Origin of the sequence: Brevundimonas sp. (genome assembly GCF_044336875.1) — a bacterium.
Lineage (GTDB): Bacteria > Pseudomonadota > Alphaproteobacteria > Caulobacterales > Caulobacteraceae > Brevundimonas.
This window is the reverse complement of the sequence record NZ_JBIIOP010000003.1, coordinates 325,744-340,371: the sequence shown is the minus strand read 5'-3', so window position 1 is coordinate 340,371 and position 14,628 is coordinate 325,744. Positions and strand designations below refer to the sequence as shown.

Sequence of the window (14,628 nt, the reverse complement as noted above, 5' to 3'; positions counted from 1 at the left end):
TTCTGCGTCACCCACACCACCCAGGCCGTATCCGCCCCGAGCGCCAGATTGACCCAGAGGCCGCCGCCAAGGCCCACGGCGAAGCCGATCAGCATCAGCCAGTGAAGGGCCAAGCCCCCACGCTTTGTCTCGGTCATCTGTCCCCCAGGAAGCGATACAAGCTTCGGCGCTTATCGGATCGGCAGTCCATAGATCAAGCCGGCCGGCCGTGCGTTCCACTGTGCGTTCAATCCGCGCGCCAGGTCGAGCGGCGATTGCGAACCCAGGTTCCGGTCGAATATCTGCCCATAGTTTCCGACCGCCAGAATGGCGTCCTTGGCCCAGTCGTCAGACAGGCCGATCATGGCGCCATATTCACCCTCTACGCCCAGCAAGCGTTTGATTCTCGGGTCATTCGCGTCTTTCGACAGAGCCTCGGCATTCTCGCTGGTGACGCCGAATTCCTCGGCCAGAACAACCGCGTTCAGAGTCCACCGAACCACGTCGGCCCAACGTTCGTCGCCGGCCTTGACGATCGGCCCCAGCGGCTCTTTCGAGACGACATCTGACAATATCGTGTGCGCCTGGGAATCAGCCAGGACGGTTCGCGCCGCAGCCAGAGCCGAGATGTCAGCGCTGAAGGCGTCGCAGTCCTCGCGGCCATAGGCGTCGCGCGACGCCTCCTCGGTCGGCAAGACGACGGGGCGATAGGCGATGGCCCGGGAGCGGAAGAAGTCATCGGCGTTGGCCTGGGCCGTCGATCCGGCCTGGACGCAGACCCGGGCGCCGTTCAACTCGGTGGCGCTGCTCAGGTTCAGCGACCGCCGCACCAGAAAGCCCTGGCCGTCGTAATAGTTGATCCCGGCGAAGATGAAGCCCTCGCCCGCGTCACGGCTCATGGTCCAGGACGAGTTGCGCCACAGGACGTCGACCCGCCCCTCGTTCAAGGCCGTGAACCGGTCGGACGCCGACAGGGGCACGAACCGCACCGCGTCTCCATCACCGAAGATGGCGGCGGCCATGGCTCGGCAGAAGTCTGCGTCGAACCCGCGCCACTGGCCGCGATTGTCGGTATAGGCGAAACCGACCAGTCCCTGATGAACACCGCAGTTTAGCCGCCCGCGACGCTTGACGGCGGTCAGGGTCGGGCTTTCGGGACGGTCCGTGGCGACGGCCGGAGTCGGCGCGGTCGGGGCGGGATCTTCCGGCGTCGGGTCAGCCCCCTCACGACCGCAAGCCGCCGTCAACAGCACCGCCGCCATCGCTCCGATCTTCAACACCCGCATCGCGTTTCGCATCCTCCTCCGCTTGCGCCGTGCGGACTTTAGAGGCCTTTAGGCCCTGATCCGCAACCCATCGGAGAGGCCATGTCGCCGCATTCGGACCGAACCCGCCTGATCGCCTCCGCAACCCGGCGGGGTCAGGGGCGCCGCCCGGTCAACCCGCCGATCGAGCGGGCCTCGACCATGCTCAGCGACCGCGCCGAAACCATGCGCGATGATGCGGACGGACCGACCTATGGCCTGGACGGAGGCAGCGCCGCCAGGCAGTTGCGCGCCGGCCTCGCCGATCTGGAGGGGGCCGCCGACGCCTTCCTCGTCCCGTCCGGCCTCGCCGCCGTCACCGTGCCTCTGCTGGCCCTGACACGCCCGGGCGACGAGGTGATCACGACCGACGCCGTCTATGGCCCCTCGCGCCGCTTCCTGGCCCGCTATCTGGCCGCGCGCGGCGTCGCCACGCGTTTCCTGCCCGCCGACACGGACGCTGCGGGACTGATCGCGGCCCTAAGCGCACGGACGCGGCTGGTGCTGATGGAATCCCCCGCCTCCCTGACTTTCGAGATGATCGACGTCGCGGCCGTGACCCGGGCCTGCCGTGAACGCGGCGTCTTGACCGTGCTCGACAACACCTGGGGGGCGGGCTTGGCCTTCAAACCCCTGGCCCAGGGCGTCGACATCAGCGTCCAGGCCCTGACCAAATATGTCGCGGGCCATTCCGACGTCCTGATTGGCGGGATCGCCGCCACGGACCGGGCCTGCCTGCGCGCCATCCGTGATACGATCGAGGACATGGGGTGGCATGTCTCGCCCGACGACGCCTGGCTGACGCTGCGCGGTCTGCGCACCCTGCCTGTCCGCTACGCCGAACAGGGCCGCTCGGGCCTGCAGGTGGCCGAATGGCTTCAAGCGCGGCCGGAGGTGTCTCGCGTCCTCTATCCGCCTTTGCACGGCTCGGTGGGTCACGACCTCTGGGCCCGGGACTTCGCCGGCGCGGCCTCGCTGATGGGAGTGGTGATGACGGGCGGAAACGAAGCCGCAGGCCGTGCCTTTCTCGACGCCCTGACCCTGTTCGGCATGGGCTATTCCTGGGGCGGATTCGAGAGTTTGATCACCCTCGAGACCCACCAGATGGCCTATCGCAACCATCCTCCGGCGCTGGAGGGCGAACTGATCCGCCTGCACGTCGGCCTGGAAGACCCGGTCGACCTGATCGCAGATCTGGAGAAGGGTATCGCCGCCTTCTCCACGGCGCTCACGGTTCCTTAAGCGGCCGGGGCGACTGTACGCTCGTGCGCGCACCGCCCGTCCAGATCGACGATTCGGACCAACCGCCTCCCTGGGAACAGTGGGCGGCGGGTTTCGTCGTCTTCATGCTGACCGGAGCCTTGATCGCCCCCGTCATCGCTCCCGACCAGGGCGAGACCCCCATTCTTCGCCTCATATGGCTGCCGGTCTACGCCGTCACCGCCGGTCTGATCGTCTTCCGCTTCGAGAAAATCATCCGCGCCTGGCCCGCCTGGCTGATGGTCGCCGCCCTGGTCGGTCTGGCCTATGTCTCGCAATATTGGTCCATCGACCCCGGCGTCACAGATCGCCGGGTCATCGCCATGGCCATCAACAGCGCCTTCGGCGTCTATCTGGGTGCGGCCTTCCGGGGCGTCGCCCTGCCGCGCGTCCTGATGCACACCTGTCTGGTCATGGCGGTCGGCAGCCTGATCATGGTCTTCGCCTACCCCAAGGTCGGGGTGCACCAGTTCGACAACGCCGGCCTGTGGCGCGGCCTCTGGTACGAAAAGAACCAGATGGGCCTGGTCATGGTGGTCGGCGCCGTGTCCGCCGCCGCCTGTCTGGCGGCCGATCATCTGGCCCGGAACGGGCGCAAACCCTGGGTCGCCCTGCTGGCCTTGGGCCTGACCACGCTTCTGGTCGTCGCCACCCAATCCAAGACATCGCTGCTGTGCTGGATCCTGGGTGTCGGCCTGGTCGGCGGCTGGTGGACCCTGCGCCAGGGCGGCGCCGCCATCACCGTTGCGGCCGTCTGGCTGGGCGTCGTCGCTTCGGCCGGCGCCGCCTGGCTGTGGAAGGTCGATTCAGGCGCCATCCTCGAGGCCCTGGGGAAGGACCCGTCCCTGACCGGCCGGACCCTGATCTGGGAGGCCCTCATGCGCAAGGTCGCCGAAAGGCCCTGGACCGGCTACGGCTTCAGCGCCTTCTGGGGCGTGGACTCCATCCCGGCGCGCGAGATCCGGCTGGAGACCCAGTGGCCCGTGCCCAGCGCCCACAACGGCTGGATCGATCTGCTGGTTCAACTGGGTTGGCCAGGCGCCGTGGCCGTCGGACTGATCATGGCGATCTCGGCGGTGATGATCCTGGTCCGTCTGAACGGCCTGGGCGCGCGGGAAGGATTCTGGAGCATCGGCTACATGGCGGTCTTTTTCGCCCTCAGCCTTTCAGAAAGCGTCCTGCTGACCCACGCCAACCTGCCGTGGATCCTGATGCTGGCGATTTTGTCTCGCGCCGTGACCTTCGATCCGGTCCCGGTAAGAGCGCCGCTTGCCCGACCGGCTTCACGAGCCTACCAGAACCGGCCCCGAATCGCCGCAGACTATGTGAATGGCCGCCGACCTCTTCGCTTTTGACGACGAACCCGAAGCTCGCAAACCCGAGCCGCCCAAGCCCGCTGCGGTGAAACCGCCCGAGGCGACGCCCGCTCCTGCTTCGGCGCCGGCCCCAGCGCCGGCCCCAGTGCCGGCGCAGACGCCCGTCGCGGCCACGCCGACCTCAGGCAGCGCCAACGCCTATTCCGCCTCGTCGATCGAGGTGCTGGAGGGACTGGAGCCCGTCCGCAAACGCCCCGGCATGTATATCGGCGGCACCGACGAACGCGCCCTGCACCACCTGTTCGCCGAAGTCCTGGACAACGCCATGGACGAGGCGGTGGCCAAGCACGCCAAGTTGATCACGGTCGATCTGGACGCCGACGGCTATCTGTCGGTCCGCGACGACGGACGCGGCATCCCCGTCGATCCCCACCCCAAACACCCCGGCAAGTCGGCGCTGGAAGTGGTCATGACCGTTCTCCACTCGGGCGGCAAATTCTCGGGCAAGGCCTATGAGACCTCCGGCGGACTGCACGGCGTCGGCGTCTCGGTCGTCAACGCTCTCAGCGAAAGCGTCGAGGTCACCGTCTGGCGCGACGGCTTCGAATGGAAACAGGCCTTCTCACGCGGCCACGTCCTGGCCCCGATCCAGCAGGTCGGCCCGTCCAAGAAGCGCGGCACCCTGATCCGCTTCAAGCCGGACGACGAAATCTTCGGCATGGGCGCGGCCTTCAAGCCCGCCCGGCTGTTCCGCATGGCCCGCTCAAAGGCCTATCTGTTCCGCGGCGTCGAGATCAAATGGACCTGCGCGCCCGAGCGGATCACCGACGCCACCCCCACCCAGGCCAGCCTGCACTTCCCCGGCGGTCTGGCCGACGCCCTGGTCGACCGGATCGGCGAACTGGACACCGTCACCCCCACCTTCGCCGGCCGCGCCGAGCGCCAGGGCGAGGCGGGGGCCTTCGAATGGGCCGTCACCTGGTCGCCCATCGGCTTCGGTGAATCCGACGGCTTCATCCAGTCCTACTGCAACACCGTCTCCACCCCCGACGGCGGCACCCACGAGGCCGGCTTCCGCGCCGCCCTGGTCAAGGGTCTGAAGTCCTACGGTGAACTGACCAACGAGAAGCGCGCCGCCATCATCACGGCCGAAGACGTCATCGCCAACGCCGGCGCCCTGATCAGCGTCTTCATCCGCAATCCCGAATTCCAGGGCCAGACCAAGGACCGGCTGTCCTCGCCCGAGGGCGCGCGGATCGTCGAACAACTGTTGCGCGACCCGCTGGACCACTGGCTGACCGAAAGCCCCAAACAGGCCAACGCCCTGCTCGGCTTCGTCGTCGATCGCGCTGAAGACCGACTGCGCCGCCGCAAGGACAAGGAAGTCCAGCGCGCCGCCGCCACCCGCAAGCTGCGCCTGCCCGGCAAACTGTCCGACTGCAGCCGCCAGTCGGCCCAGGGCACCGAACTCTTCATCGTCGAAGGCGATTCGGCCGGAGGCTCGGCCAAACAGGCGCGCGACCGCACGACCCAGGCCATCCTGCCCCTGCGCGGCAAGATTCTGAACGTGGCTTCGGCCACCGCCGACAAGCTGCGCGCCAATGTCGAACTGTCCGACCTGGCCCTGGCCCTCGGCGTCCAGCCCGGCAACCGGTTCAACATCGACGACCTGCGCTACGAGCGGATCGTCATCATGACCGACGCCGACGTGGACGGCGCCCATATCGCGGCCCTGCTGATCACCTTCTTCTATCGGGTCATGCCCGAGACCATCCGCCAGGGCCGGGTCTTCATGGCCTTGCCGCCGCTCTATCGGATCAGCGCCGGCCCGCTCAGCGAATACGCCCGCGACGACGCCCACCGCGACGAGTTGATGGCCACCGTCTTCAAGAACAAGAAGACCGAGATCGGCCGGTTCAAGGGCCTGGGCGAGATGATGGCCTCCCAGCTGAAGGAGACCACCATGGATCCGAAGAAACGCACCCTGGCCCGGATCACCGTGCCGGACGCCGAGGCCAGCATCGAGGATCTGGTCGAACGCCTGATGGGCAAGCGCGCCGACGCCCGCTTCCAGTTCATCCAGGAAAACGCCCAGTTCGTGAAGGAAGAGCTGGACGTCTAGGTCTCGTCGCCCCCTCTCTTTCCGTCATCCTGGGCCTTGGGCCCAGGATCCAGACACCTGGTCGTCGAGGTCGCGCACGTTTCATGCGCCCTGTATCTGGACGCATCGCCAAAAGACAAAAACCAAGCCTTGTAACAGGCAAAACACCTTCCCACTCCCAGCCACGCCTGACAAAAGGGCGTCATGAGCACGACCGCCCCCTCCCCCGCCGTTCTGGACGAACTGAAGGCCGCCCTCGGCGACGGCGGCTGGACCCAGGATCCCGAGGTCGTGGCCCCGCTGCTGACCGAATGGCGCAACCGCTGGACCGGCAACACGCCGATCCTGCTGACCCCGCGTTCGACGGAAGACGTAGCGAAAGCCGTGACCATCTGCGCCCGCGAGGGCGTCGCCATCGTCCCCCACGGCGGCGGCACCGGCCTGGTCGGCGGCCAGATTCCCTTCGGCGAGGTCCTGCTGTCGACGCGCAAGATGCTGGCGGTCCGCGACGTGACCCCGCTGGACGACGCCATGACGGTCGAGGCCGGCCTGACCCTGCTGGAGGCCCAGCAGGCCGCGACGACGGCGGGCCGCTATTTCCCGCTCAGCCTGGCGGCCGAGGGCTCGGCCACCGTCGGCGGCGTCATCTCAACCAACGCCGGCGGCACCCAGGTCCTGCGCTACGGCATGATGCGCGACCTGGTCCTGGGCGTCGAGGCCGTCCTGCCGAACGGTCAGGTCTTCAACGGCCTGAAGCGGCTGCGCAAGGACAACACCGGCTACGACCTGAAACAGCTGCTGATCGGCGCCGAGGGCACCCTGGGCGTCGTCACCGCCGCCACCCTGAAACTGTTCCCGATCATGCGTTCGCGCGCCGTCGCCGTGGTGGGGCTTGAGACGGCCGCCGCCTCGGTCGAGCTTCTGGCCCGCGCCAAGGCCGAGACCGGCGGCGGGGTCGAAGCCTTCGAGCTGATGAAGCGTCTAGGCATGGAGCTGGTGCTCAAGAACATCCCCGACACCCGCGAGCCGCTGGAGTCGACGCCCGACTGGTATGTCCTGATCGAAATCGCCTCAGGCACGCCGGGCGGCGCCGAGGCCCAGATGCAGGCCCTGCTGGAGGTCGCCTTCGAGGAAGGCCTGATCACCGACGCCGCCATCGCCCAGAACGACAGCCAGCGCGCCGAATTCTGGCGTCTGCGCGAGGAGCATTCGGCGGCCCTGAAGCCCGAGGGCGGCGGCTGGAAACACGATGTCTCGGTGCCGATTAGCCGGATCGCCGACTTCATCGACGAGGCCTCGGCCGCCGTCGAACGCTTCCACCCCGGCGCGCGGATCTCGGTCTTCGGCCATGTGGGCGACGGCAATCTGCACTACGACATCCTGCCCGGCGTGGGGCAGGACGTGGCCGGCTTCATCGGCCTGTGGAAACAGGGCTCCCAGGTGGTTCACGACGTCATCGGCGCCTACGACGGCTCAATCTCGGCTGAGCACGGTCTTGGCCGGCTGAAGACCGAAGAGGTCAAGCGGTACAAGTCGCCGCTGGAGATCGAGACCATGGCCGCCATCCGCCGCGCCCTGGACCCGCAGCGGATCATGAACCCGGCCGTGCTGTTCTAGGCGCCGCACCCGGTTCAAATCGTCACCGAAGCGGCCTATGTGAGCGGCGCTGTAACGGAGCCGCCTCTTGCTGATCGTCCTTTCTCCCGCAAAGCGGCTCGACTTCACCGAAGCCGATCAAGCCATCCCCAGCACGGAACGCCGCTTCCTGGAAGACACCGCCAGCCTGTCCACGACCGCCCGACGCCAGAGCAAGGCCGATCTGCGGCGCCTGATGGGCATTTCCGACGATCTCGCCACCCTGAACGTCGAACGGTTCAAGGCCTTCGATCCCGAATCGACCGGCGGCGTCCAGGCCGCCTTCGCCTTCGCCGGCGACGTCTACGAGGGCCTGAAGGCGCGCGAGCTCGACGCCCCCGCCCTGGCCTTCGCCCAGGATCACGTCCGCATCCTGTCCGGCTTCTACGGCCTGCTGCGTCCGCTGGACCGGATCCAGCCCTATCGCCTTGAAATGGGCACTCGGTTGAAGACCCGGCGCGGCGCCAGCCTCTACGACTTCTGGGGCGACCGGATCTCGAAACAGTTGAACCAGGACGCCGAGGGCCAGTCGGACCCGACCCTGGTGAACCTGGCCAGCCAGGAATATTTCGGCGCGATCGACGCCAAGGCCCTGAAACTGCCGGTCGTCACCCCGCAGTTCCGCGAGGAGAAGAACGGCGAGAGCCGCATCATTTCCTTCTTCGCCAAGAAGGCCCGCGGCGCCATGGCCCGGTTCGCCATCGACGAACGGGTCGAGACGGTCGCGGATCTGAAGGCCTTCGACCGCGACGGCTACCGTTTCGACAAGGCCGCCTCGACCGACAGCGAGTGGATATTCATCAGGTCGGGAAATTCTTGATCCCCGCCCCGTCCTGCCGCTAGTCTCTCGCAAAAGAACTGAAGGGCGGACCCCATGACCGACGCTACCCCCGGCTTTCGCGACATCGGCGACCTGAAGGGTCAGGCGGCGGTCATCTCCGGCTCCACCTCCGGCATCGGCCTGGCCCTGGCCCGGGCGGTGGCGACGCGCGGCGGCGACGTGGTGCTGAACGGCCTGGGCGATCCGGCCGAGATCGAACGCACCCGCGCCGAACTGGCGGCCTCGACCGGCGTCCGCGTCCTCTATCACCCCGCCGACATGACGCAGGGCGACCAGATCGACGACATGGTCGCCTACGCCGCCTGCGAACTGGGCCGGCTCGACATCCTGGTCAACAACGCCGGCATCCAGCACGTCGAGGCGGTCGAGAACTTTCCCACGGACCAGTGGGAGAAGATCATCGCCATCAACCTGTCCTCGGCCTTCTACGCCACGCGCGCCGCCATTCCGCACATGAAGGCCCTGGGGCGCGGCCGGATCGTCAACATGGCCTCGGCCCACGGCCTGGTCGCCAGCCCGTTCAAGTCGGCCTATGTCGCCGCCAAGCACGGGATCATCGGCTTCACCAAGACCGTCGCTCTGGAACTGGCGCAGGACAATATCACCTGCAACGCCATATGCCCCGGCTTCGTCCACACCCCCATCGTCGACAAACAGATCGACGACCAGGCCCGGACCCGCAACATGAGCCGCGAGGACGTGATGAAGAACGTCATCCTGGGCTCCCAGCCGACCAAGCGGTTCGTGACGACCGACGAATTGGCGGGGATCTTCCTCTATCTCGTCAGCGACCTGGGTGCCTCGGCGAATGGCGCCAGCTTCTCCATCGACGGCGGCTGGACGGCCCAATAATCAGCCCGGAGGGGCCGGAGGGAGAATGGCGCTTTTCAGACGCAAGGCCGCCGAAGCCGCCGAGGTCGCGGCTCTTCCCTCCGGCCCCCGCCCCGTCTCCCTGGCTCTCCAGGGGGGCGGCGCCCACGGCGCCTTCCAGTGGGGTGTGCTGGATCGGCTGTTCGAGGTCGAGGCCCTGGACGTCCGCGCCGTCTCGGCGGTCTCGGCCGGGGCCATGAACGGCGCGGCCCTGGTCTCGGGTCTCGCCGCCGGCGATCCCCGCGCCGCCCTCGACAAGCTGTGGCGCGAGGTCAATCAATCGGGCGGCCGCAACGTCTTCGGCGATAGCGCCCTGTGGAACGCGGCCCGGCCGCCGGACTGGCTGAAGGACAATCCCTTCTGGCGCGCCGGCGAGACCCTGGCCATGTCGATGAGCCCGTATGAATTCAATCCGCTGAACCACAATCCTCTGAAACGGGTTCTGGCCAATGCGGTGGATTTCGCCGCCGTCCGCGCCTCGGACGTCCGCCTCTTCGTCGCCGCCACCGCCGTCCGCCAGGCCCGGATCCGCCTGTTCGAGACAACCGAACTGACGGCCGAGATGCTGATGGCCTCGGCCTGCCTGCCCCACCTCTTCCAGGCGGTCGAGATCGAGGGCGAACCCTACTGGGACGGCGGCTATCTGGCCAATCCGCCGCTCTGGCCCCTGACCGGGACCGAGACCCCGCAGGACGTTCTGCTGATCACCCTGAACCCGATGGCGCGGGATGAGACGCCGCGCGCCGCAGGGGACATCGTGGACCGGTTGAACGAGATCGTCTTCAACGCCCCCCTGGTCGCCGAACTGCGCGCCATCGCCATGGCCGAGGACCTGCACGCCCAGGGCCAGTTGAAGCCCGGGGCCTATCGCCCGCTGCGGCTCCACGCCATCGAGGCGGACGGCTGGCTGCCGGATCTGTCGCTACGCTCCAAGTTCGACACCGAATGGAGCTTCCTCAACGAATTGAAGGCGCGGGGTCGGGCCGCTGCGGACGACTGGCTGTCGACCTGTCTGCCGACGGTGGGCCTGCGCTCCAGCGTCGACCTCCAGGCCCGTTTCGGTCAGCCGATGTGACCGGCCGCCCGGCGAAGGCGGTCGTTGATCGCCTCGCCCAGTCCCTCGGTCGGCAGGGGCGAGACGGCGATGCCGACGGGTCGGGTCCGATCCGCCTCGCGCAACAGGCGGAACAGATTGGCGGCGGCCTCGCGCAAGTCGCCGCTCGGGCTCAGGCTCCAGCGCGGATCGCCGACGCCGGGACCGAAGCCCAGCAGCAGTTCGCCGTCCCGCGCCTCGACCGCCTCGATCCGCACCGGGGCGTCGGGGGCGTAATGCAGGGTCAGCCGACCGGGCGAGCGATGCCCCTCCCCGCCGTCCGCCAGAGGCCCGACCACCGCCTCGATCTCGGCCCGCGTCACGGCGCCCGGCCGCAGCAGGGACACAGCCCCGCCCAGCACCGAGATCACCGTACTCTCCAGCCCCACCGGACAGTCGCCGCCGTCCACGGCCGCCGCCACGGCGAAACCGGTCTCCTCGACCGCATCGGCGAAGGTCGTCGGGCTGGGCCGTCCCGACCGGTTGGCCGATGGCGCCACGACCGGTCCGTCGAAGGCCGCCAGCACAGACCGCGCCCCGGCATGGCCCGGCACCCGGATCGCCACGCTGTCCAGCCCGGCCCGCGCCAGATCGCAGACCCGGCGCACATCCTTGACCGGCGTCACCAGGGTCATCGGCCCGGGCCAGAAGGCCTCGGCCAGGGCCCGCGCCTTGTCGTCGAAGGCGCCGATGCTTTCGGCCGCCACAGCGTCGGCGACATGGGAAATCAACGGATTGAACCGCGGCCTTCCCTTGGCCTCGAAGATCTTGGCCACCGCCTCCGGATTGCCCGCGTCGGCGCCCAGCCCATAGACCGTCTCGGTCGGGAGCAGGATGAGTTCACCTCGCCGCAGGGCCTCCGCCGCTTGATCGGGCGTCTCGCTCACGGCCGCCTCGGGATCAGGGGGATCATCCGGTGGAGCACATTGTCGCGATTGACGAACTGATGCTTCAGCGCCGCCAAAACATGCAGGGCGATCAGGACATACAGTCCCTTCATCACCAGGCCGTGGACACCCATCAACCGACTGGCCGTCTCGCGTCCTCCGCCGACCGGCAACAGGGGCCAGTCGAACAGGCCGAACCAGGCGAACTCCCGCCCCCCGGCCGAAGAGGCCAGCCAGCCGGTCATCGGCATGGCGATCAGCAGCGCATAGAAGAGCACATGGGTCGTTCGCGCCACCAACTTCTCCCATCGCGGCATCCCGTCCGGCAGAGCGATGGCGGGATGGGCCAAACGCCAGCCGATTCGCGCCAGAGTGAGAACCAGTATGGTGACTCCGACCGACTTGTGCAGCGTCACGAACTCGCGCGACAGGGCGCCCTCGGTCTTGTCATGCGCGGCAATCAACAGAACCTGAGCCAATACGGCGAAGGCGATGACCCAGTGCAGCGCCAGGGAGACGCCGGAATATCGGTTTCGCGGTTCGGCCATGACTTCCCTTCCGTGACGGCAGGGCGTCACTCTGCCTCGACCGAGGGCCATGCGCCAAGCCGCTTGCGGCGCCCCGCCGCAACGGGGCACTTAGGCCCGAAAGATGACTGAGGAAACCCATGAGCTACCGCGCCCCCGTCCGTGACCTGGCCTTCACCCTGGAAGCCGTCGCCGGCATGCCCGACGTCGCCGCCACCGGCGCCTTCCCGGATTATGATTCCGATGTGGCGGGCGCGGTGCTGGAGGCGGCGGGCCAGTTCTCGGAGGAGGTGCTGGCCCCGCTGAACCGGATCGGCGACCAGAAAGGCTCGCTCTACGCCAACGGCGCGGTCACGGCCGCGCCCGGCTTCGCCGACGCCTATCGCCAGTTCGCCGCCGGCGGCTGGACCGGCCTGTCGGCCTCGACCGAACACGGCGGACAGGCCCTGCCCAAGGCGCTGGAACTGGCGGCCTATGAGACGGTCCATTCGGCCAACATGGCCTTCGGCCTGTGCCCCATGCTGTCGCTCGCCGCCATCGAGGCGCTGGAACAGGTCGGCACCGAAGAGCAGAAGTCCAAATATCTGACCAAGCTGATCAGCGGCGAATGGACCGGGGCCATGGTCCTGACCGAACCGGGCGCGGGATCGGATCTGGGCGCCCTGACGGCGACCGCCACGCCGAACGGCGACGGCACCTACGCCCTGAACGGCCAGAAGATCTTCATCACCTGGGGCGACCACGACGCCACCGACAATATCGTCCATCTGGTCCTGGCCCGCCTGCCTGACGCGCCCAAGGGACCGAAGGGGATCAGCCTGTTCCTGACGCCCAAGTTCGCGGTCAAGGACGACGGCAGCTTGGGCGACCGCAACGCCTTCCGCCCGGTCGGCGTCGAACACAAGCTGGGCATCCACGCCTCGCCCACCTGCGTCATGAGCTACGAGGGCGCCCGGGCCGAACTGGTCGGCCAGCCGAACCAGGGCCTGGCCCATATGTTCGTGATGATGAACGCCGCCCGCCTCGCCGTCGGCGTCGAGGGCGTGGGCATCGCCGAACGCGCCTATCAGCACGCCCTGGCCTATGCGCTGGAGCGTCGTCAGGGCCGTTCGGTCTGGACCGGCGAGCCCAACGCCCCGATCTTCGACCATCCCGACGTGCGCCGGATGCTGGGGGTGATGAAGGCCAAGACCGCCGCCGCCCGCGCCATCTGCCTGTCGACCGGCGTCGCCGCCGACCTGGCCCGCCACGCCGCCGACGAGAGCGAGCGGAAGAAGTGGAAGGGCCGCGAGGATCTGTTCACCCCCATCGCCAAGGCCTGGTCCACCGATGTCGGCTGCGAGGTCGCCTCGCTGGGCGTCCAGGTGCACGGCGGCATGGGCTTTATCGAGGAGACGGGCGCGGCCCAGTATTACCGTGACGCCCGCATCGCCCCCATCTACGAGGGCACCAACGGCATCCAGGCGATGGATCTGGTCGGACGCAAACTGTCGATGGACGGCGGCGAGTCGGCCAAGGCCCTGATCGCCGAGATGAAGGCGACTTTGGCCGATCTGTCTCGGCTCTATTCGGGCAAGCCGGTTGAACGGTTCGCCACCGCCATCGAGGCGGTCGAGGACGCCACCCTGTGGCTGCTGGACCAGAAGGCGAACCCGGATGCGGCCGCCGACGTCCTGGCCGCCGCTGACGCCTATCTGAAACTGCTGGGCGACGTGGTCGGCGGCTGGATGCTGGCCAAGGGCGCCCTGGCGGCCAAGACGAAGCTGGACGCCGCCGACGGCGATCCCGCTTGGCTGCAGGGCAAGCTGGACCTGTACGAGGTTTATGCCGCGAACGTGCTGGGCCATGTCTCCAGCCGCTTGGCGGCCGTGGGTCAGGGCGGCGATCTGCTGAAGCGGCTGACGGTCGAAGCCCTGGCGGGCTAAGGAGCCGGAGCCGTCTGCAGATCCAGCAGGCGGACGGCCTCGCGTATATAGTCGGCGTGGACCACCACGCCGATCCCCAGCCGCTCCTCCTGAACAATGACCTCCTGGGTCAGGACGCCCGCCACATAAGGGTGGACCGGCGCTCCCCCATCCGCCTGCCGTCGCGCGGTCGGGGTCCAGAACACCGGCCCCCCCGAGTTTCCGGGGAAGACGGCGAAGTCGAGCAGAAAGGTCGGGAAGGCGCTGATCGGCGTCAGCGGCCAGGAGGCGATTCGACCAACCCGCAGAATCGGAAAACCAGCGCGATTCGCCGACAGACCTCGCGGAAAGCCCAGCGACAGCATGTCGTCGCCCGGCCCCACTTCGGCGTTGTCGAAGGTATCCTTGTCCGCCAGCCAGGCCATAGGGATGGCGGCGCGGGCGAAGGCCTCCGGCGCGGTGATTTCCATAACGGCGATGTCGCGGTCGGGGGGGCTGGTCCATATCGGATCCGAATCGGCGTCGCGAATCGTCACCGGCTGCGGATCGAACCGCCACCCCCCGTCGGGCAGTTCGACACGCCAGCCGATCCGCGCCTCCTTCTCGGGCATCCGCTCGAGCACATGGTCGGCGGTGACCAGGACGGTGCGCGGCGTGCCGTCGGGCCGGGGCGCGTTCAGCAGAAAGCCGGTTCCGACCGTGCGCGTGCCGTCGCCGGCCGGCTGGTCGATCTGCACCGTGGCGTTGATCAGGGAGACGGTCAGATCCCACGCAGGTCGCGTATCGGTCTGCCCCGCCTCGACATGGGACGTCGGCTGGGTCTGGAGGTCGAACATCAGCGGAAACCACTTCCCCGGCTTTTCTTCATTTGACGCCGCCCATAGGCCACGCACAAGGTCCGGTCATCCGAA

The 14,628-nt window shown here is 68.0% G+C and carries 12 protein-coding genes; 8 read left to right on the top strand and 4 right to left on the bottom strand.

Features of this window, described 5'->3' with window-relative positions; all coding sequences use genetic code 11:
* Positions 1-170: 170 nt before the first annotated feature.
* Positions 171-1,277 carry an amino acid ABC transporter substrate-binding protein gene (locus ACIQ1T_RS06955; RefSeq protein WP_395943793.1) on the bottom strand — a complete coding sequence of 369 codons (1,107 nt, stop codon included), beginning with the start codon at positions 1,275-1,277 and terminating at the stop codon, positions 171-173.
* 69 nt (positions 1,278-1,346) lie between these two features.
* Between ACIQ1T_RS06955 and metC the strand changes: the two genes are divergently transcribed.
* The 7 genes from metC (at position 1,347) to ACIQ1T_RS06920 (ending at position 10,381) form a co-directional block, all read left to right on the top strand.
* Complete coding sequence (metC, locus tag ACIQ1T_RS06950; protein WP_395943792.1) at positions 1,347-2,525, top strand: cystathionine beta-lyase; 1,179 nt, start codon at positions 1,347-1,349, stop codon at positions 2,523-2,525.
* A gap of 23 nt (positions 2,526-2,548) precedes the next feature.
* A complete protein-coding gene (locus tag ACIQ1T_RS06945) occupies positions 2,549-3,898 on the top strand; it encodes an O-antigen ligase family protein (RefSeq protein ID WP_395943791.1) in 1,350 nt (449 codons plus the stop codon).
* Positions 3,873-5,981, top strand: coding sequence for a DNA topoisomerase IV subunit B (locus ACIQ1T_RS06940; protein WP_395943790.1), 2,109 nt, complete (start codon positions 3,873-3,875; stop codon positions 5,979-5,981). Before ACIQ1T_RS06945 ends, ACIQ1T_RS06940 begins: the two co-directional genes overlap by 26 nt.
* 183 nt (positions 5,982-6,164) lie before the next feature.
* Positions 6,165-7,577, top strand: a complete 1,413-nt coding sequence (locus tag ACIQ1T_RS06935) for an FAD-binding oxidoreductase (protein ID WP_395943789.1) — start codon at positions 6,165-6,167, stop codon at positions 7,575-7,577.
* Positions 7,578-7,644: 67 nt separating this feature from the next.
* On the top strand, positions 7,645-8,415 hold the full coding sequence (gene yaaA / locus ACIQ1T_RS06930; RefSeq protein ID WP_395943788.1) for a peroxide stress protein YaaA: 771 nt from the start codon (positions 7,645-7,647) through the stop codon (positions 8,413-8,415).
* A gap of 54 nt (positions 8,416-8,469) precedes the next feature.
* A complete protein-coding gene (locus ACIQ1T_RS06925) occupies positions 8,470-9,288 on the top strand; it encodes a 3-hydroxybutyrate dehydrogenase (protein ID WP_395943787.1) in 819 nt (272 codons plus the stop codon).
* A gap of 25 nt (positions 9,289-9,313) precedes the next feature.
* Positions 9,314-10,381, top strand: a complete 1,068-nt coding sequence (locus ACIQ1T_RS06920; RefSeq protein ID WP_395943786.1) for a patatin-like phospholipase family protein — start codon at positions 9,314-9,316, stop codon at positions 10,379-10,381.
* Here the strand turns inward: ACIQ1T_RS06920 and ACIQ1T_RS06915 are convergent.
* On the bottom strand, positions 10,369-11,286 hold the full coding sequence (locus tag ACIQ1T_RS06915) for an L-threonylcarbamoyladenylate synthase (RefSeq protein ID WP_395943785.1): 918 nt from the start codon (positions 11,284-11,286) through the stop codon (positions 10,369-10,371). The genes ACIQ1T_RS06920 and ACIQ1T_RS06915 overlap by 13 nt on opposite strands.
* Positions 11,283-11,834 (bottom strand): cytochrome b, encoded by a 552-nt coding sequence (locus ACIQ1T_RS06910; RefSeq protein WP_395943784.1) that lies wholly within the window; start codon positions 11,832-11,834, stop codon positions 11,283-11,285. The genes ACIQ1T_RS06915 and ACIQ1T_RS06910 overlap by 4 nt, the downstream gene beginning before the upstream one ends.
* Before the next feature lie 119 nt (positions 11,835-11,953).
* Between ACIQ1T_RS06910 and ACIQ1T_RS06905 the strand changes: the two genes are divergently transcribed.
* Positions 11,954-13,738, top strand: a complete 1,785-nt coding sequence (locus tag ACIQ1T_RS06905; RefSeq protein ID WP_395943783.1) for an acyl-CoA dehydrogenase — start codon at positions 11,954-11,956, stop codon at positions 13,736-13,738.
* On the opposite strand, the gene ACIQ1T_RS06900 is transcribed toward ACIQ1T_RS06905, so the two are convergent.
* On the bottom strand, positions 13,735-14,553 hold the full coding sequence (locus ACIQ1T_RS06900; protein ID WP_395943782.1) for a trypsin-like serine peptidase: 819 nt from the start codon (positions 14,551-14,553) through the stop codon (positions 13,735-13,737). The genes ACIQ1T_RS06905 and ACIQ1T_RS06900 overlap by 4 nt on opposite strands.
* Positions 14,554-14,628: the final 75 nt, after the last annotated feature.